We start from the raw sequence: 16,228 nt of genomic DNA on the forward strand, positions 1-16,228 counted from the left end.
TTGAGCCGAGAAGCCTCGGCGTACTGGATGCCCCGGTCAAGCCGGGGCATGACAGCGGAGTTTGGGGCGAAACTGCACGTCGGCTTCTCACATACTTACGCCGCTTCCTCCTTCTGCTGCGCGTCGTAGCGGCGCTGGGCGGCGAGAACGTCTTTCAGATTCTGCTCGGCCCAATCGCGCAGGGGGTCGACCGCGCCGGCGAGCGTCAGTCCGAGCTGCGTGATCGAATACTCCACGGTGACAGGCACGGTCGCGATGGCATGGCGCCTGAGCAGGCCGTCGCGCTCGAGCGATTTGAGAACCTGGCTCAGCATCTTCTGCGAAATGCCTTCGATCGTGCGGCGCAACTGATTGAAGCGCATCGGCTCCTCGCGCAGCAGCAGGAGGATCAGCACGGCCCATTTGTCGCCGACGCGATCGAGGATCTGGCGGGTTGGGCAGTTCGCTGCATAGACATCGGGTTTCATCGTCGTGCCTCGGGATCCAATTTCGTCGATTGCGGTGCGGACCGCGGTTACCCTTGCGTAATCAGGTAAGCACAAAGTGCTCTCTTAACACCAGCATTCTTTTAGCTATCTAGTCTCCATTAGTTACCATAGTAGCAAAGGAGCCTTCCATGAAAATCGCAGTTGCCGGCGCCTCGGGCCGGGCCGGATCGGAGATCACCAAGGAATTGTCCCGCCGCGGCCACGCGGTCACAGCGATCGCCCGGAACCCCGAGAAGATCGCAGCCCTGCCCAACGTCACGCCGACCAAGGGCGACGTGCTCGACCAAGCGGGCCTTGCCAAGCTGTGGGCCGGGCACGACGTCGCCGTGAGTTCCGTGCACTTCCTGGCCAGCGACGCGCTCAAGCTGATCGGTGCGGCGAAGGACGCCAAGGTTGGTCGTTACCTCGTCGTCGGCGGCGCCGGCAGCCTCGAAGTCGCGCCGGGCGTGAAGCTGGTCACGACGCCCAATTTTCCGGCCCAGTACAAGGCGGAAGCGGAAGCAGGCTCGGCCTTCCTCGACCTGTTGCGGCAGGAAAAGGAGCTGAATTGGACCTTCATTTCGCCGTCGGCCCTGTTCGACGTGGGGGAACGCACCGGCAAGTTCCGGCTCGGCACCGATCAGCTTCTCGCAGATGCGAACGGCAAGAGCTGGATCAGCTTCGCTGACTACGCCATTGCGCTCGCCGACGAGATCGAGCGCCCGGCCCATCAGAGGCAGCGTTTCACGGTCGGCTACTAGGCCTTCGGCCGCCCCCGGTCCCCCAGGATAAACCTTCCTGTGCAAGGGCTTGGGGGCGCCGATCGGGCGGTGAGGGAAACATTGTCTGTCACAGGAGGCCGCTATATAACGCCCCGCTCAACGGACCCCGTTCCGTTGCGAGTCGTTGCTTAGACAGATAGGCCGCCCTTGGAAAAGTTGAAAAACTACCGACCGACCGAAAAAGAGCCTTTCATGAACGATCGGCAGAAGGAGTACTTCCGTTTGAAGCTCCTCGCCTGGAAGGATGAGATCCTCAAAGAGTCCAAGCTCACCCTGCAAGCCCTGCAGGAGGAGAACGTGAACCATCCCGATCTCGCCGATCGGGCATCGTCCGAAACCGACCGCGCCATCGAACTCCGCGCCCGCGACCGCCAGCGCAAGTTGATCGCCAAGATCGACGCCGCGCTCCAGCGCATCGAGGACAACACCTACGGCTATTGCGAGGACACCGGCGAGCCGATCTCGTTGAAACGGCTCGAGGCCCGGCCCATCGCGACGCTCTCGGTGGAGGCGCAGGAGCGCCACGAGAAACGCGAGAAGGTCTATCGCGACGAATAGAGTCCGAGCCGCAGCGATGCGGCTCTTTGTTTTTGGACGCAAGGCGCCATTTCGCGTCGTGATCAGCATTTTGCCTGTCGCTTGCGCTCGCGTGCCTCGGCGCGCGAGCGCAATCGCGAAAAGTGAATCGCGATCAACGGGCTAGACTCGATTCCTCCGAGCTCACGTGAGTTCAGATGAGAAACAGCCTTCACTTCAGGTGCGGGAGATTTTGCGAGTCGCATCAACGGGATCGACTCGGGAGTTGAAGCGCTGACCGAGCTGCATCAAGTATCGCTGCAATCAGGCCTCTCGCGCCGCTTACAGGTCCTGAGAGGCGCGTGCCTCCATAAAGCCTCCTCCAACTCAATATTTCCTTAAACGCGGGCGAGGCACCGTAATCACCCCGCCGGGCGCGCTTGTCAGGCCGGAGCGGGGATGCTGAAGTACGGCCCGCGACTGCGTAGCGTGGGAGGCGGCGCCGATGGACAAGAATCTCGAAGCCGCAAAGGCGATCGCGCTGGCGCGCCGCAACCATGCGCCGCTCGCGGTGCTGGAACGCCCGCCCGCGGATGAAGCGGAGGGCTATCAGGTCCAGCGCGCGCTGCACGATCTGCTGCTGCCGCATGCCGGGCCGCTCGTCGGCTACAAGATCGGCTGCACCAGCCAGGTGATGCAGGACTATATCGGCATCCCGCATCCCTGCGCCGGCGGCGTGTTCCAGAAGGGCGTGCACGACAGTGGCGCCAAGCTTGCCGCCTCCAAATATGTTCGGGTCGGTGTCGAATGCGAGATCGCGGTGCGCCTGAAGCGCGACCTCGCCGCGGGCGAGGCGCCGTTCACGGCCGAATGGGTCGGCGAGGCGGTCGAGGCCTATCATCCCGCGATCGAGATCGTCGACGACCGCTACGTGAAGTGGGAGACGATGGGCGCCCCGACGCTGATCGCCGACGATTTCTTCGCCGCCGGCTGTGTGCTGGGACCCCGGGTTCCGCGCTCGTCGGTGCCGGACCTGAAGGCGGTCAAGGGCCGCGCCATCCTCAACGGCGAGGAGGTCAGCCACGGCACCGGCGCCGACGTGCTCGGCCATCCCCACAACGCGCTCGCCTGGCTCGCCAACCATCTCGCCGCCGAAGGCAAGGGTCTTCACGCGGGACAGCTCGTGCTCACCGGCAGCCTGGTCAAGACGCTGTGGCTGAAGGCCGGCGACAAGGTGCGGATGGAACTGGAGGGCCTGGGCGTGGTGGAGGCGGAGTTTACGTGAGCTCTCGGCGCCGTCATCACCGCAAGCCTTGACGCCAGAACCCCGGCGTCCGGACCACACGACTTCTCCATCCGCGCACATCCTCGCTGGCTCCCCACGGCTGGCGTGCGCTCATTGCGGGGAGCGGCAATCCAGAATCGTTCCGCGGCTACAGATCTGGATCGCTTCGCTTTCGCTCGCAATGACGGAAGTTGGGGACCGTCGCCGGTACACTTGCGCGGACCTGCGCCGCAGCTCGCAGCCCTACTTGCGTCTTCGCCAAATACATGCGGCCTCCGGCAGGGGAGCTACCGGAGGCCGCGTCGTACATCGTCGTTCGCGCCTTAAGTTCGCGAACACGATGTGGGAGCTCTTGAAGAGGACTAGAAGGGCAGCAGCACGTCCATGACCTGCTGGCCGTAGCGCGGCTGCTGCACGTCCATGATCTGACCGCGGCCGCCATAGGCGATGCGGGCCTGGGCGATCTTGGTGGAATCGATGGTGTTGTCGCTCTGGATGTCTTCGGGACGGACGATGCCGGCGACCACGAGCTCGCGGATCTCGAAGTTGACGCGGATCTCCTGCTTGCCTTCGACCACGAGGTTGCCGTTCGGCAGGACTTGCGTGACCACGGCGGCGACGTTGGTCTGCAACGCTTCCTGGCGGTTGACCGAGCCCTTGCCGTCGCTGGACGCGGTGGAGTCGGCGGTGAGGATGCGGCCAGGCAGCACCTTCTGCGCCTGGGCGCCGAGCGTCTTGGCGCCGATGAAGTCGGTGATGCCTGAGTCTTCCGAATTGGTGCGGCTGCGCTGGGTCTCGTTGGAGAGGTTGGCCTTGTCGGTGATGTTCACGGTCACGGTCAGGAGGTCGCCGACCTGGCGGGCGCGCTGGTCCTTGAAGAAGGCGCGGCTGCCGTTGCGCCACAGCGAGTTCGGATTGTAGGAGGCGACCTCAGGCTTCGGCATCGGCATCTGCACCGGCTTGTAGCCGGGCTGCGTCGTCGGATTGTCGATCGCCGACAGCTTCGGCTGCTCGCCGATCTGCGACAGGCGGTCGATCGAGGAGCAGCCGCCCAGCGCGCACGAGGCCAGCAGCAGGGCAGAGATCGCGATGCGACGAAGGCGGAAAGCCGAACTGAACGGGGACATGACTTACTCTGACTTGGCTGGAGCCTGCGAGAGGCGGACTTGCGGAATCTGGGCTTGGCTGATCTGGGCTTGGGCGATCTGGGCCGGCGACGCCGGCGCCTCGACCAGGCTGCGGGCGAGGGCGGCGGCCGCAGCCGCCGGGGCGGGCGGCTCGTCACGCTTGAGCGAAGAGGTCTGCTCGACCGCCGGAGCCATCGGCGCGGACTGGCTCGCACCCTGGATCGTCACCTGGCCGCGGCCGGTGACGACACCGGTGAGCGTGCGCTTGGACTGCAGATTGATCACGCTGACGGAGTCGCCCTCGGCGCCGCTCTCGATCGCCTTGCCGCGCGTGGTGAGATAGACGCCGGGCACCTGGTAGATGATGGTGACGGCCTGATCGCGCACCACGAAGTCGGGCTTGACGATGTCGGCGATGCGGATCGGCATGCCGGCCCGCATCGGCCGGCGCAGCTGCATGCCGATGCTGCGATCGCGCGAGGCGGGCTCGCCGGTGACTTCGGCCTTCGGCCGGCGCTCCAGCGAGATGTCGGACGACTTCAGGAGATCGGCACGGTCGATGTCGCGCGTCAGCACGGCCACTTCAACCGTCTCGATCGCGGTGCCGGCGAAGCGGAGCTTGGTCGGGGCCGGATTGTTGTCGTTGGCGATCTCGAAGGCGATGTCGAAACGGCCGCTGCGGGCGTCATAGCGGGTTGCGACCGGTTGGAGGGCGCCGGTGTTGGAGGCGTCCAGCCGCATCTCGGCGACGCCGCGGTCGAACGTGACGGTGATGTTGGCGGCCGCCCCGAGGCCGAAGCGGCGTTCGAGCGCCGCGCCGACCGCGGCTTCGATGTCCTTGCTCGCGAGCGTGCGGGCGAGGCGGGTGACCTGGACCTCCCTGACGTCGCCGGTCATCACGCCGATCACCTGCTTGGCGCGGAGCACCGACAGCACCTGGGCGGTGGTCAGCGTGCCGGTGGTGCCGAGATCGGGCGAGCGGTAGACCGGGATCAGCGCGGCCGATCCGGCATTGTCGATGAGATCGCCGACCCGCACCACGTCCGAGGTCACGGTGACGCTCGCGCGCAGCGTCGGCGAGGCGATGAAATCGTCGGCGGCCGCTGCCGGCAAGGCCAGCGCGAGAACGGCGGAGATCGTGGCGAGAGTGGCGCGGATCATCGTCATCACCTCAGCGGAACAGCGCCGTGGTCGATTGCATCATCTGGTCGGCGGCGCTGATCACCTTGGCGTTCATCTCGTAGGCGCGCTGGGCGGCGATCAGGTCGCTCATCTCCGAGACCACGTCGACATTGGCCTGCTCGAGGCTGCCTTGCGAGATCTTGCCGTAGCCTTCGGCGGTGGCCGTGCCGTCCTGCGGCGGACCGGAGGATGGCGTCTCGGTGAACTGATTGCTGCCGACGGGCTGCAGGCCCGCCTTGTTGATGAAGCGGGTCAGGCCGATCTGGCCGAGGATGGTCGAGGTCGACGAGCCCGGCAGCGTCACCGAGACCTGGCCCTGCTCGTTGACGGAAAGGCCCGATGCGTTGTTCGGGACCGTGATGGTCGGCTGCACCGGATTGCCCTGCGCGGTGACGACGCGGCCCTGATTGTCCATCTGGAAGGTGCCGTCGCGGGTGTACTGATACGTGCCGTCGGGCATCAGGATCTTGAAGAAGCCGTCGCCGGAGACCGCGAGGTCGAGATCGTTGCCGGTCTGCGACAGCGTGCCCTGCGTCATGCTGCGCGGCGTGCCGACGGTCTTGACGCCGCCGCCGATGTCGACGCCGACGGGCAGGATGGTGCCCTGGTCCGAGGCCTGCGCGCCGACGCGGCGCACGTGCTCGTAGATCAGGTCCTGGAACGCCGCGGTCTGCTTCTTGAAGCCGGTGGTGCGCAAATTGGCGATGTTGTTGGAGATCACCTGAACGTTGAGTTCCTGTGCCGCCATTCCGGTCGCTGCGGTGTGAAGCGCCTGCATGTCAGTTCTCCCTCAATCAGGCCGGAACGTCGGCGAGTCTCTCGATCGCCGATTTGTGGAGGTCGCTCTGCTGCTGGAGCAGGTTGGCGACGGAGCTGTAGCTGCGCATGACTTCCATCATGCGGGTCATCTCGCCGACGGCGCTCACGTTCGACTTCTCGATGTAGCCCTGGCGCACCACGGATTTGGTGTCGGCCTGCGGGACGGCAGAGCCCACGTCATAGAGATTGGCGCCGAGCTTGGTCAGCTTGGCCGGATCGTCGAAGGAGGCCATGCGGATCTTGCCGCGGATCGAGTCGGTCCTCGCCGTGCCCTCGAGCACCGTGACGGTGCCGTCGGGCGCGATATTGATGTCGTGGTCGGTCGGCTGGAAGGTGATCGGGCCGCCGGTGCCGAGCACGAGAGCGCCGTCTGAGGTGACGAGCTGGCCGGTGCTGTTGAGCGAGAATTTGCCGTCGCGGGTGTAGCGCTCGCCGCCGGCGGCCTGCACCGCGAAATAGGCGTTGCCGTCGATCGCCAGGTCGAGCGGGTTGTTGGTCGCCTCCATCGGCCCCTGGCCGATGTCGCGGAAGGTGCCGCGGTCATGCACATAGGAGACACGGCGGTCGGCGCCGATGAAATTGTCCTCGCGGGCGTTCGAGTTGAGGTACTCCTCGAACAGCGAATGGTCGGCCTTGAAGCCGTTGGTGTTGGCATTGGCGACGTTGTTGGCGATGACATCCATCTGCCGCTCCAACGTCATCTGCCGTGACAAGCCGATCAGAAGCGCGTTCTGCATCGGAAATCTCCCCTGAGTGGACCTGCCACTTCGCTCTCCCAAGCGCCTTGGCGGATCCCGTGAACGAGACGTCGGGTTCTCCCAAACCGTTCGGTCTCGGCCCTTTCTCAGCGAAAGCCGTGCCAACTCGGAAAACTTCGCAATTTCAATATCTTGATGATTTTTGACGGGTGCGGAAGGGCGGCAGAAAGGTTCTGTTAGCCATGTCTGCCCGGCAGATTTTTCCTAGCGGAGGCCCAATCGAAAGATTCCGTTAACCATTATTACCGTAGCGTTTGCCGTGAAGAGGAGCGCACTCCGCCGGGGCATTTGTATCGCGTCACTGTCTTGAGGCTTCGCTCTTTCGACCCCTTTCAGAGATCCGGGCGCGGCGACCATGGCAGAGAATGAAGCGGAAGGCGGCGCGGCCACCGAGGGCGCGGAAGCCGCTCCGAAGAACAAGCTGAAGCTCATCATCATGGCCGTCGGCGTGCTCGCCATCCTCGGCGGCGGTGCTGCGACCTGGTTCTTCTTCTTCCGTCACGGCGACAAGGAGCATCATGCCGAGGCCGCGCCTCCGCCGAAGCCGCCGTCCTTCGTCGACGTCCCCGACATCATGGTCAACCTCGCCGGCGCGCCGGGCGAGCGCGTGCAATATCTGCGGCTGAAGATCGTGCTGGAGCTGAAGGAAGAGAAGCAGGTCGAGGCGATCAAGCCGACGATGCCGCGCGTCACCGACATCTTCCAGACCTATGTGCGCGAGCTTCGCCCCTCCGACCTCAACGGGTCCGCCGGCGTCTTCCGCCTCAAGGAGGAGCTGACCAAGCGCGTCAACGCGGCGGTCGCCCCGGTCCAGGTCAGCGCGGTGCTGTTCAAGGAAGTCGTGATCCAGTGAGCACGCCGCGGAAGGCAATGGGCTAGGGTCATGGCCGGCAACGAGCAAATGGACCAGGATGCGATTGCCGCCCAATGGGAGGCGTCGCTCGATTCGGAGGATCCCGCGGAGGCCGCGAAGGCTGCCGCCGAGAACGAATTGTCGGAGACCATGGCCCTGCAATGGGCGGCCATGGTCGAGGACGGCAGCCGCGATCTCGGAAGCGGCAAGAACTCCGGCGAGCGGGTGCTGTCGCAGGAGGAGATCGACAACCTCCTCGGCTTCACCGTCGGCGACGTCACGCTCGACGACCATTCCGGCATTCGCGCCATCATCGATTCGGCGATGGTCTCCTACGAGCGTCTGCCGATGCTCGAAATCGTCTTCGACCGCCTGGTGCGGCTGATGACGACAAGCTTGCGCAATTTCACCTCCGACAACGTCGAAGTCTCGCTCGACCGCATCACCTCGGTGCGTTTCGGCGACTACATGAACTCGATCCCGCTGCCCGCCGTCCTCACCGTCTTCAAGGCCGAGGAGTGGGAAAACTTCGGGATGGCGACGGTCGATTCCAACCTGATCTATTCGATGATCGACGTGCTGCTCGGCGGCCGCCGCGGCACCAGCCAGCTCCGTATCGAGGGCCGGCCCTACACCACGATCGAGACCGAGCTGGTCAAGCGGCTGGTCGAGGTGGTGCTGGCCGACGCCGAGCAAGCGTTCCGGCCGCTGTCGCCGGTGACCTTCTCGATCGACCGGCTCGAGACCAATCCGCGTTTCGCCGCGATCAGCCGTCCCGCCAATGCCGCAATCCTGGTGCGCCTGCGCATCGACATGGAAGACCGCGGCGGCAACATCGAGCTGCTGCTGCCTTATGCGACCATCGAGCCGATCCGGGGCGTCCTGCTCCAGATGTTCATGGGCGAAAAGTTCGGCCGCGACCCGGTCTGGGAAGGCCATTTCGCCACCGAGATCGTGCAGGCCGAGATCGCCGTCGATGCCGTGCTCTACGAGGCGGACATCCCGCTCAAGCAGCTGATGCGGCTCAAGGTGGGCGACACGCTGCCGCTGGACATGCGCGCGGACGCCAACGTCACCGTGCGCTGCGGCGACGTCACGCTGACCGAGGGGCGGATGGGCCGGGTCGGCGACCGCGTCGCGATCCGTGTGACGAAACCCTTGCGCAAGCCCAGTACGACACTTGCGATGTTCGAGAAGGTGGACGAGCAGAACAAGATGATGGAGGCCCCATGAACCACTCCCTGGGAATGGCGATCGAGACGCTGGTGGCTATCCTGCTGATGCTGACGATCGTCTACTGCGTCATGCTCAACAAGCGGCTGACGCGGCTGAAGGCGGACGAGCATTCGCTGAAGGCGGTGATCGGCGAACTGATCACCGCGACCGAGATCGCCGAGCGCGCGATCGGCGGGCTGAAGCTCGCCGTGCGCGACGTCAACGAGAATCTCGGCAGCCAGCTCGCCGCGGCGACGCAGATGTCGGACCAGCTCTACAAGCAGCTCGGCGAGGCCGACAACGTGGTGCGGCGGCTGTCCAAGATCGCGATCGCCGCGCGCCCGATGACGAGTCCGGAAACGGTCGCCGCGCCCGCGGCCAAGCCATCGACGGCGAAGGCGGTTGCGGCGGCAGCCGAAGCCTTCTCCGAGCGCCGACGATCCAACGGGCTTGCCGCATGAAGTCCTTGCCGCATGAAGTCAGAGTATGAAGTCCTTTCGTAACATCCGCGTCATCCCGGTCGTGCTGGTTGCCGTTGCGGGCCTCGCCACGCTGAAAGTCGCGGGTCTCGCGATGAATGGCGGCTATGTGTTCGACTACAGGCCGAACCAGGCCAAGAAATCCTGGGCGGAGGAGAATCTGAACTTCCCGACCGGCCGCGAGGACCCGGAGATCATCACCGGCTCCACCCATGGCGCGCCGAAGGAGGCGCCCAAGCCCGCCGCGCCCGAGACCAAGATGGAGGGCGGCACCGTCGTCAAGATCGACGAAGCCCAGCCGCAGGTCTCGGCCTCGGAGCGCGCGATCCTCGAGCGGTTGCAGGCACGCCGCCAGGAGATCGAAGCCCGCCAGCGCGAGATCGACATCCGTGAGAGCCTGCTCAAATCGGCCGAGAAGCGCATCGAGAACAAGGTCGAGGAGATGAAGGCGGTGGAAACCCGCATCTCCGCGACGCAGGCCGAGCAGAAAGCCGCCGAAGCCCAGCGCATGAAGGGCCTTGTCACCATGTACGAGGGCATGAAGCCCAAGGACGCCGCGCGGGTGTTCGACCGGCTGGAGATGGGCGTGCTGATCGAGATCGCCTCGGCCATCGCGCCGCGAAAGATGTCGGACATCATGGGCGTGATGTCGCCGGAGGCGGCCGAGAAGCTGACGGTCGAGATGGCCCGCCGGGCCAATGGCGGCGGAGATCAATCGGCCTCGGCGGGAGATCTGCCCAAGATCGACGGCAGGCCGACGCAAAAGCCGAATTGAGGGCGCATACTTAAGAAGTCCTTAATTGGCAAAACCTTAAAGTCGAGGGCAGGGGTCGGCAGCAATGCCGGCGCGTGGACCGTCGAACCGGAAGACATGCCGCAAATGGCGCGAGAGGCTGCCGATGGATTGTGGTCGCGAGCCCGCGCTTTGGCGCCGGGGCTGTCGCGTCATGTCCGAAAAGCTGGCGTGCTGGCGGTCTGCCTGCTGATCGGCCTCGGTGCGCCTGCCCGGGCGGCCGATCCTGTCAGGGGCGAGGCGACCTTTTCGGCCGGCGGCGGCTTTGCCCGGCTCGTCATCAAGCTCGGTGAGGATATTCCCTCCGAGGTGACGACTGCGGGCTCCATTCTCATCATCCGCTTCGACCGGCCCGTCGACGTCCCCGTCGACCGGGTTCCGGAAGCCGCGCCCGATTACGTCAACTCCGCGCGCCGCGATCCTGATGGCGGCGCCATCCGCCTGTCGCTGGCGCGGCGCGTCACCGTCAACACCATGAACGCCGGCGAGCGCACCTTCGTCGATCTGTTGCCCGAGGGCTGGAAGGGACCGCCGCCGAGCCTTCCCATGGACGTGGTCAAGGAGCTCGCCGAGCGCGCGCGCGCGGCCGAGCGCGCGCTACGCGCCCAGCGCGCCGCAGCCGAGGCCAAGAAGCGCCCGCAGATCCGCGTGCGCGCCTCGGTGCAGCCGACCTTCGTGCGTTTCGTATTCGAGATGCCCGACGGCGTCGGCGTCTCCTCCGTCCTCAACGAGCAGAAGCTCACGCTCGCCTTCAACGCCAACCTCAATTTCGATCTGGCCGACGCGGTCGTGGCGGCGCCGCCGAACGTCGCCTCGATCAAGCAGAAGGGCGACATCGACCAGACCAGCGTCGAGATCGCGCTGGTCGGCGATTCCGACGTGCACTCCTTCCGCGACGAGAAGAACTACGTCGTCGACATCGCCTTCCAGCCGGACAGGGGCAAGACGGCGGCGACGCCCGAAGCGGCGATCATGCAGATGAAGCCCGCCGGTCACGCGCCGGCGACCGCGCCGGACAAGCCCGCGGCCGAGAAGCCGAAGGACGCCCATCGCGAGATCACCCCGCCCACGTCGGAGACGATCGCGCGCGAAGCCAAAATCGACGTCAAGCCCGAGGTGAAGTCGGAAGCGCCCGCCGCGATGCCGCCCGCCGAAGCGCCGAAACCGGCGCCCGCGATCGAGGCTGCGCACGCTCCGGAAGCGCCCAAGGAACCCGCGAAGGAAGCTGCGAAGCCGACGCCCGTTGTCGAAGCCGCTCCCGCCAGGCCCGTAGCTGCCGAAGCGCCGAAAGAGGCGGCGAAGGAGCCAGTCAAGGAAGCCGCGAAGGCCGCGTCGCAGTCCCCCGTCGCCAGCGTCGATGCGCGCCGCGACAGCGACGGCTTGCGCGTGACGTTCCCGATTCCCGTGGCAACGCCCGCGGCGGCGTTCCGCCGCGGCGACACGGTCTGGCTGGTGTTCGACACGCCGAAGCCGATCGATGTCGAGGCGATCCGCAGCAGGGGCGGCGCGATGATCGGCGAGGTTGGTCGCGTGCCGCTGGACAAGGGGCAGGCGGTGCGTATCCGTCTCACCCGCCCGCTGGTCTACTCGCTGGCGAGCGAAGAGGTCGGCAAGGAGACCAACTGGCTCTTGACGCTGGCCGACAAGATCCAGACGACGCCGCTGCCGCTGATGATGTCGCGCAACATCACCGATCCCGCGCTCGCCAATATCGCGATCCCCTTCGCCAATCCAGGCGTGCTGCACAAGCTCACCGATCCCGACGCCGGCGACACGCTCTATGTCGTCACCGCGCAGCGGCCGGTGCGCGGCTTCATCAAGCGGCAGGATCTCGTCGATCTCTCGCTGCTGGAATCCGCGCACGGCATCGCGGTGCGGCCCAACTCCGACGAGGTCGGCGTCGAGGTGGGCTCCGATAAGGTGATCCTCGGCAAGAAGGGCGGATTGACGCTGTCGCCGGTCGACATCTCGGCCGAACGGGCGCCGACCGCGGTGCGCCCGGTCTTCAGTCCCGAAGGCTGGCGCAAGGGCCAGTCGGAAAACTTCGTGGCGCGCCAGAACGAGCTGATAACGGCGATCTCCAACGTCGCGCCGGCGCTGCGCTCGCTGCCGCGGCTCGATCTTGCGCAGTTCTACATGTCGCGCGCGATGTATCACGAGGCCAAGGCCGTGACCGAGTTGATGTTGAGCGATCCGCTCAACAAGGAGGAGAGCGGCGCGCTGATCATGCATGCGATCGCCAGCATCCTGATCGGCCGGCCGGCGCAGGGCCTGAAGGACCTCGCCAATCCAGTGATCGGCAACAGCCACGACTCCCAGCTCTGGAAGGCGCTCGCCTATGCGCGCCAGGGCAAATGGGCGGACGCGCGCGAGAAGTTCAAGAACGTCGAATTCGCCATCGCCTCGTTGCCGCTCGACATCCAGCGCATCGTGACGATGGACGCGATGCGCGCCTCGCTCGAGGTCAAGGACTATGCCGGCGCCTCCAAGCGCCGCAGCGAGCTCGAGGTGGTCGGCGTCCCGCCCGATGCGGCGCCCGGCTTCGCCGTGCTGCGCGGCCGGCTCGCCGAGGCACTCGGCCACGACAAGGACGCGCTCGACGATTACAAGCTCGCGATCGCATCGGCCGATCGGCCGGCTGCGGCCGAGGCCAAGCAGCTCGAGGTCGCGCTGCGGCAGAGGCGCGACGAGATCGGCAAGGAAGACGCGCTGCGCGAACTCGAAACGCTGTCGATGACCTGGCGCGGCGACGCGATCGAGGTCAAGACGCTGCAGATGCTGTCGCGGCTGTATGCCGAGAACGGACGCTACCGCGACGCGCTCACGGCCGCGCGTACCGCGACGAGGCTCCAGCCGAACGCCGAAGCCTCGCGCCGGGCGCAGGATCTCGCCTCCGAGCTGTTCACGCAGATTTTCCTGGGACCGAAGGGTGACGAGCTGCCGCCGGTCGAGGCGCTCGGGATGTTCTACGAGTTCCGCGAGCTGACGCCGATCGGCCGCCGCGGCGACGAATTGATCCGCCGGCTCGCCGACCGTCTCGCCTCGATCGATCTGCTCGACCAGGCCGCCGAGCTGCTGCAATACCAGGTCGATCACCGCCTCGAAGGCGCCGCGCGCGCCCAGGTCGCGGCGCGCCTTTCCATGATCTATCTCGCCAACCGCAGGCCCGACATGGCGATCACCGCGCTGCGCGCGAGCCGCATCAGCGATCTCTCCGGCGAGCTCAGGCAGCAGCGCCTGCTGCTGGAAGCGCGCGCGCAAAGCGACGTCGGCCGTCACGATCTCGCGCTCGACATCGTCTCCAACGTCACCGGGCGCGAAGTGCTCCGCCTGCGCTCCGACATCTTCTGGGCGGCCCGGCGCTGGCGCGAGTCCGCCGAGCAGATCGAGCTCTATTACGGCGAGCGCTTCCGCGACTTCAAGCCGCTCAACACGGTGGAGAAGAGCGACATCATTCGCGCCGCCGTCGGCTATGCGCTCGCTGACGATTCGATCGGCCTGTCGCGCTTTCGCGAGAAATACGCGCCGCTGATGAGCGAAAGCGCCGACCGTCTCGCCTTCGACATCGCCAGCAAGCCGGCCGCGGCTTCCAGCGCTGAATTCGCCGAGATCGCCAAGCTCGCCGCCAGCGTCGATACGCTCGATGGCTTCCTGCGCGAGATGAAGCAGCGCTTCCCCGACGCCACCGCCCGCGCGCCTGGCTCGCCGCAGGCCAAGGACGAGAGCGACCACACCGGTTCGCTACCGACGATCCCGGTGGTACGGCAGATCAAGATGACGCGGTAGGCGTTCTGCTGCCGCGAGAAGCGCGTGCCCGGGACGGCGCCGCATCCTCCGTCATTTGCTTCGTCGCAAGAGCTCCTCGCAATGACGGGGAGGGGGCTACCCGCGAGAGGGGAGAGGATGCGCCGCCAGCGGCGCCGTCCCTCGCCCGCCTCATCCCCCATAACTTTGCACCAAACTCCCCGCCACCAGCGACCAGCCGTCGACCAGGACGAAGAAGATCAGCTTGAAGGGCAGTGAGATCGTTGCGGGGGGCAGCATCATCATGCCCATCGACATCAGCACCGAGGCGACGACGAGGTCGATGATCAGGAAGGGCAGGAACAACAGGAAGCCGATCTCGAAGGCGCGTTTCAGCTCGGAGATCATGAAGGCGGGGACGAGGATGCGAAGGGCGAGATCGTCGGGCGTGGCGGGTGGCGGCTCGCCCGAGAGGTCCAGGAACAGCTTGAGGTCCTTCTCGCGCACGTTCTTCTGCATGAAGCCGCGCAAGGGCACCGAGGCGCGCTGAAGCGCATCCTCGACGCCGATCTGGTTGGCGACGAGCGGGCGGATGCCGTCGTCGTAGGATTTCTGCAGCACCGGCCCCATCACGAAGAAGGTGAGGAACATCGCGAGCGCGATGATCACCGAGTTGGGCGGCGCGGTCGCCGTGCCCAACGCGGTGCGCAGCAGCGACAGCACGACCACGATGCGCGTGAACGACGTCATCATGATCAGGATCGACGGCGCGATCGACAGCACGGTGAGCAGCGCGATGAGCTGGATCGCCCGCTCGGTGACGCCGCCACCGCCGGCGCCGCCGCCGAGATTGATGCTGATGTCCTGCGCATGCGCAAGGCCCGCGAGCGAGGCCGCACCGAACAGGACAGAAAGGAAAAGAACTCTACGCGGGAGGGACGGCAGCCTCACGAAGAAGGCTTCGGACGGCCGAGCAGCGAGGCCATCTCGTCTTCGAGATTTTCAAAGCTGGTCTTTTCCGCCACCGGCTTCGGAGGCGGAGCCGGTGGCGCCGCCGGCTCGCTGCGTGCCGCCCGCGGGGGAGCGGCCGGCGGCTCCGGCGCGACGGGAGGCGCGACCGTTTCGCCGGCGGGGCGGCGCAGCGCGGCCTCGAGCCGCTGGGCCATTTCGGCGAGGTTCTGCTCGGCGTTCGACGGGCTCGCGGCCGGCGCCGGTACGGGCGGCGCCTGAGGCACGGGCGGAGGCGGCGGCGCAGGGGCGCGCTCGGCACGCGCGGGCGGCATCTTCATCGGCTCGCTCTGGCGCGGCGGACGCGGCATCAGGGGCGGCTCGCTGCGCGGGGCGCGCGGCGGCAGCGGCTCGGGCCGCGGTTCGCGTTCGGGGCGGGGCGGGATCGGCTCGGGCGGAAAGCCGCCCATCGGCGGTTCGCTGCGGCGCTCGGCCAGCGCGGGGGCGGGCCGGCGCATCTCCTCGGCGAAGGACGGGCGCGCGGGCCGCGGCGGCGGCTCGGGCATTTGCGGCTCGGGATGATCGAGCAGTTCGGGCCGCGGCGCTTCGTCGGCCCAGCCACCGGAATCGGGCATGGGGGCAAGGCGCGGCGGTTCGGCGGCATTGGGACGCTGGGGGATCTGGTCGCGGCCATGGGCGGCGCGAACGATGTTGGGCTCGACGACGATGTCGGTGGGGCCGCCGATCATCAGAAGGTGCTCGACATTGTCACGCCGGACCAGCACCAGGCGGCGCCGGCCGTCGACCGCGGCGGCGTCGATCACGGCGAGCCGGGGCATCCTGCCGCGCTGGGTGTTGGCGCCGAGCCGGCTGCTGGCGAATCGGCGAACCAGCCAAGCAGCGACACCGATCAACGCCAGAACGACGATGAACGCGACGATGAAGGTGATAGGGCTGCCTTGCATACTTGTCCCCGACAAATGGCGCTTTTTTCGTGCAGCGGTCGGATGTGCCGACCACCGGCCTACGATGCCCCAAACTGCGATTTCTTAACGTTCCACGGCAAGTTTTGCCGTCCCCAACTCTTAATAACCCATGAATCGCTCGATCCAAAACGACTTCTTGGCCTGTGCACGCACCGCCAAACGGTTGGGTTAATGCCACTTTTGGAGGCGTAGAATTACGGGTCGCAAGATCATGTCCCACGCGGGGACATGTCTCGGGAACGTCCTTAACCAGCCGTTAACCATACACGCGGCA

15 protein-coding genes are annotated in these 16,228 nt (G+C 66.3%); 8 read left to right on the forward strand and 7 right to left on the reverse strand.

What is annotated here, in order from left to right; genetic code table 11:
* Nucleotides 1-95: 95 nt before the first annotated feature.
* Nucleotides 96-467 carry a winged helix-turn-helix transcriptional regulator gene (locus RX330_RS13820; protein ID WP_212081783.1) on the reverse strand — a complete coding sequence of 124 codons (372 nt, stop codon included), beginning with the start codon at nt 465-467 and terminating at the stop codon, nt 96-98.
* A gap of 149 nt (nt 468-616) precedes the next feature.
* Between RX330_RS13820 and RX330_RS13825 the strand changes: the two genes are divergently transcribed.
* From RX330_RS13825 to RX330_RS13835, 3 genes are all read left to right on the forward strand, one after another.
* Nucleotides 617-1,228 (forward strand): NAD(P)-dependent oxidoreductase, encoded by a 612-nt coding sequence (locus RX330_RS13825; RefSeq protein ID WP_317243357.1) that lies wholly within the window; start codon nt 617-619, stop codon nt 1,226-1,228.
* A 213-nt stretch (nt 1,229-1,441) separates the two neighbouring features.
* Entirely contained in the window at nt 1,442-1,807 is a 366-nt protein-coding gene (dksA, locus tag RX330_RS13830) for an RNA polymerase-binding protein DksA (protein ID WP_008554760.1), read from the forward strand.
* Between the two features lie 463 nt (nt 1,808-2,270).
* The gene (locus RX330_RS13835; RefSeq protein ID WP_212081778.1) at nt 2,271-3,050 is read left to right on the forward strand and encodes a 2-keto-4-pentenoate hydratase; all 780 of its coding nucleotides are present in this window, start codon (nt 2,271-2,273) and stop codon (nt 3,048-3,050) included.
* Between the two features lie 362 nt (nt 3,051-3,412).
* On the opposite strand, the gene flgH is transcribed toward RX330_RS13835, so the two are convergent.
* From flgH to flgF, 4 genes are read right to left on the reverse strand one after another with little or no spacing between them, the layout of a single operon-like run.
* A complete protein-coding gene (flgH, locus tag RX330_RS13840; RefSeq protein ID WP_212081771.1) occupies nt 3,413-4,177 on the reverse strand; it encodes a flagellar basal body L-ring protein FlgH in 765 nt (254 codons plus the stop codon).
* A 3-nt stretch (nt 4,178-4,180) separates the two neighbouring features.
* Nucleotides 4,181-5,338: a flagellar basal body P-ring formation chaperone FlgA gene (gene flgA / locus RX330_RS13845; RefSeq protein ID WP_212081769.1), complete on the reverse strand. Its 1,158-nt coding sequence runs from the start codon at nt 5,336-5,338 to the stop codon at nt 4,181-4,183.
* Nucleotides 5,339-5,348: 10 nt separating this feature from the next.
* On the reverse strand, nt 5,349-6,137 hold the full coding sequence (gene flgG / locus RX330_RS13850; protein ID WP_212081766.1) for a flagellar basal-body rod protein FlgG: 789 nt from the start codon (nt 6,135-6,137) through the stop codon (nt 5,349-5,351).
* 16 nt (nt 6,138-6,153) lie between these two features.
* On the reverse strand, nt 6,154-6,915 hold the full coding sequence (gene flgF / locus RX330_RS13855; RefSeq protein WP_212081764.1) for a flagellar basal-body rod protein FlgF: 762 nt from the start codon (nt 6,913-6,915) through the stop codon (nt 6,154-6,156).
* 376 nt (nt 6,916-7,291) lie between these two features.
* Here flgF and fliL point away from each other — a divergent pair, with 376 nt between their 5' ends.
* The 5 genes from fliL (at nt 7,292) to RX330_RS13880 (ending at nt 14,062) form a co-directional block, all read left to right on the forward strand.
* Nucleotides 7,292-7,789 carry a flagellar basal body-associated protein FliL gene (gene fliL / locus RX330_RS13860; RefSeq protein ID WP_212081762.1) on the forward strand — a complete coding sequence of 166 codons (498 nt, stop codon included), beginning with the start codon at nt 7,292-7,294 and terminating at the stop codon, nt 7,787-7,789.
* A 30-nt stretch (nt 7,790-7,819) separates the two neighbouring features.
* Nucleotides 7,820-9,022, forward strand: a complete 1,203-nt coding sequence (fliM, locus tag RX330_RS13865) for a flagellar motor switch protein FliM (protein WP_212081759.1) — start codon at nt 7,820-7,822, stop codon at nt 9,020-9,022.
* Nucleotides 9,019-9,465 carry a DUF6468 domain-containing protein gene (locus tag RX330_RS13870; protein WP_212081757.1) on the forward strand — a complete coding sequence of 149 codons (447 nt, stop codon included), beginning with the start codon at nt 9,019-9,021 and terminating at the stop codon, nt 9,463-9,465. The genes fliM and RX330_RS13870 overlap by 4 nt, the downstream gene beginning before the upstream one ends.
* 25 nt (nt 9,466-9,490) lie before the next feature.
* Nucleotides 9,491-10,258, forward strand: coding sequence for a MotE family protein (locus RX330_RS13875; RefSeq protein ID WP_317243358.1), 768 nt, complete (start codon nt 9,491-9,493; stop codon nt 10,256-10,258).
* A 105-nt stretch (nt 10,259-10,363) separates the two neighbouring features.
* Complete coding sequence (locus RX330_RS13880; protein ID WP_317243359.1) at nt 10,364-14,062, forward strand: tetratricopeptide repeat protein; 3,699 nt, start codon at nt 10,364-10,366, stop codon at nt 14,060-14,062.
* Between the two features lie 150 nt (nt 14,063-14,212).
* Here RX330_RS13880 and fliP read toward each other — a convergent pair whose 3' ends face one another.
* On the reverse strand, nt 14,213-14,971 hold the full coding sequence (fliP, locus tag RX330_RS13885) for a flagellar type III secretion system pore protein FliP (RefSeq protein ID WP_317243360.1): 759 nt from the start codon (nt 14,969-14,971) through the stop codon (nt 14,213-14,215).
* Nucleotides 14,968-15,933: a flagellar biosynthetic protein FliO gene (locus RX330_RS13890; RefSeq protein WP_317243361.1), complete on the reverse strand. Its 966-nt coding sequence runs from the start codon at nt 15,931-15,933 to the stop codon at nt 14,968-14,970. Before RX330_RS13890 ends, fliP begins: the two co-directional genes overlap by 4 nt.
* Nucleotides 15,934-16,228 lie beyond the last annotated feature (295 nt).

This window comes from Bradyrhizobium sp. NDS-1 (assembly GCF_032918005.1).
In the GTDB taxonomy this organism is placed as follows: Bacteria; Pseudomonadota; Alphaproteobacteria; order Rhizobiales; family Xanthobacteraceae; genus Bradyrhizobium; species Bradyrhizobium tunisiense.

What these genes read in the sequence shown, in the direction of transcription:
- RX330_RS13820 (WP_212081783.1), bottom strand. Translation starts at nt 467, where the DNA reads ATGAAACCCGATGTCTATGCAGCGAACTGCCCAACCCGCCAGATCCTC.
- RX330_RS13825 (WP_317243357.1), top strand. Translation starts at nt 617, where the DNA reads ATGAAAATCGCAGTTGCCGGCGCCTCGGGCCGGGCCGGATCGGAGATC.
- dksA (WP_008554760.1), top strand. Translation starts at nt 1,442, where the DNA reads ATGAACGATCGGCAGAAGGAGTACTTCCGTTTGAAGCTCCTCGCCTGG.
- RX330_RS13835 (WP_212081778.1), top strand. Translation starts at nt 2,271, where the DNA reads ATGGACAAGAATCTCGAAGCCGCAAAGGCGATCGCGCTGGCGCGCCGC.
- flgH (WP_212081771.1), bottom strand. Translation starts at nt 4,177, where the DNA reads ATGTCCCCGTTCAGTTCGGCTTTCCGCCTTCGTCGCATCGCGATCTCT.
- flgA (WP_212081769.1), bottom strand. Translation starts at nt 5,338, where the DNA reads ATGATCCGCGCCACTCTCGCCACGATCTCCGCCGTTCTCGCGCTGGCC.
- flgG (WP_212081766.1), bottom strand. Translation starts at nt 6,137, where the DNA reads ATGCAGGCGCTTCACACCGCAGCGACCGGAATGGCGGCACAGGAACTC.
- flgF (WP_212081764.1), bottom strand. Translation starts at nt 6,915, where the DNA reads ATGCAGAACGCGCTTCTGATCGGCTTGTCACGGCAGATGACGTTGGAG.
- fliL (WP_212081762.1), top strand. Translation starts at nt 7,292, where the DNA reads ATGGCAGAGAATGAAGCGGAAGGCGGCGCGGCCACCGAGGGCGCGGAA.
- fliM (WP_212081759.1), top strand. Translation starts at nt 7,820, where the DNA reads ATGGCCGGCAACGAGCAAATGGACCAGGATGCGATTGCCGCCCAATGG.
- RX330_RS13870 (WP_212081757.1), top strand. Translation starts at nt 9,019, where the DNA reads ATGAACCACTCCCTGGGAATGGCGATCGAGACGCTGGTGGCTATCCTG.
- RX330_RS13875 (WP_317243358.1), top strand. Translation starts at nt 9,491, where the DNA reads ATGAAGTCCTTTCGTAACATCCGCGTCATCCCGGTCGTGCTGGTTGCC.
- RX330_RS13880 (WP_317243359.1), top strand. Translation starts at nt 10,364, where the DNA reads ATGGCGCGAGAGGCTGCCGATGGATTGTGGTCGCGAGCCCGCGCTTTG.
- RX330_RS13890 (WP_317243361.1), bottom strand. Translation starts at nt 15,933, where the DNA reads ATGCAAGGCAGCCCTATCACCTTCATCGTCGCGTTCATCGTCGTTCTG.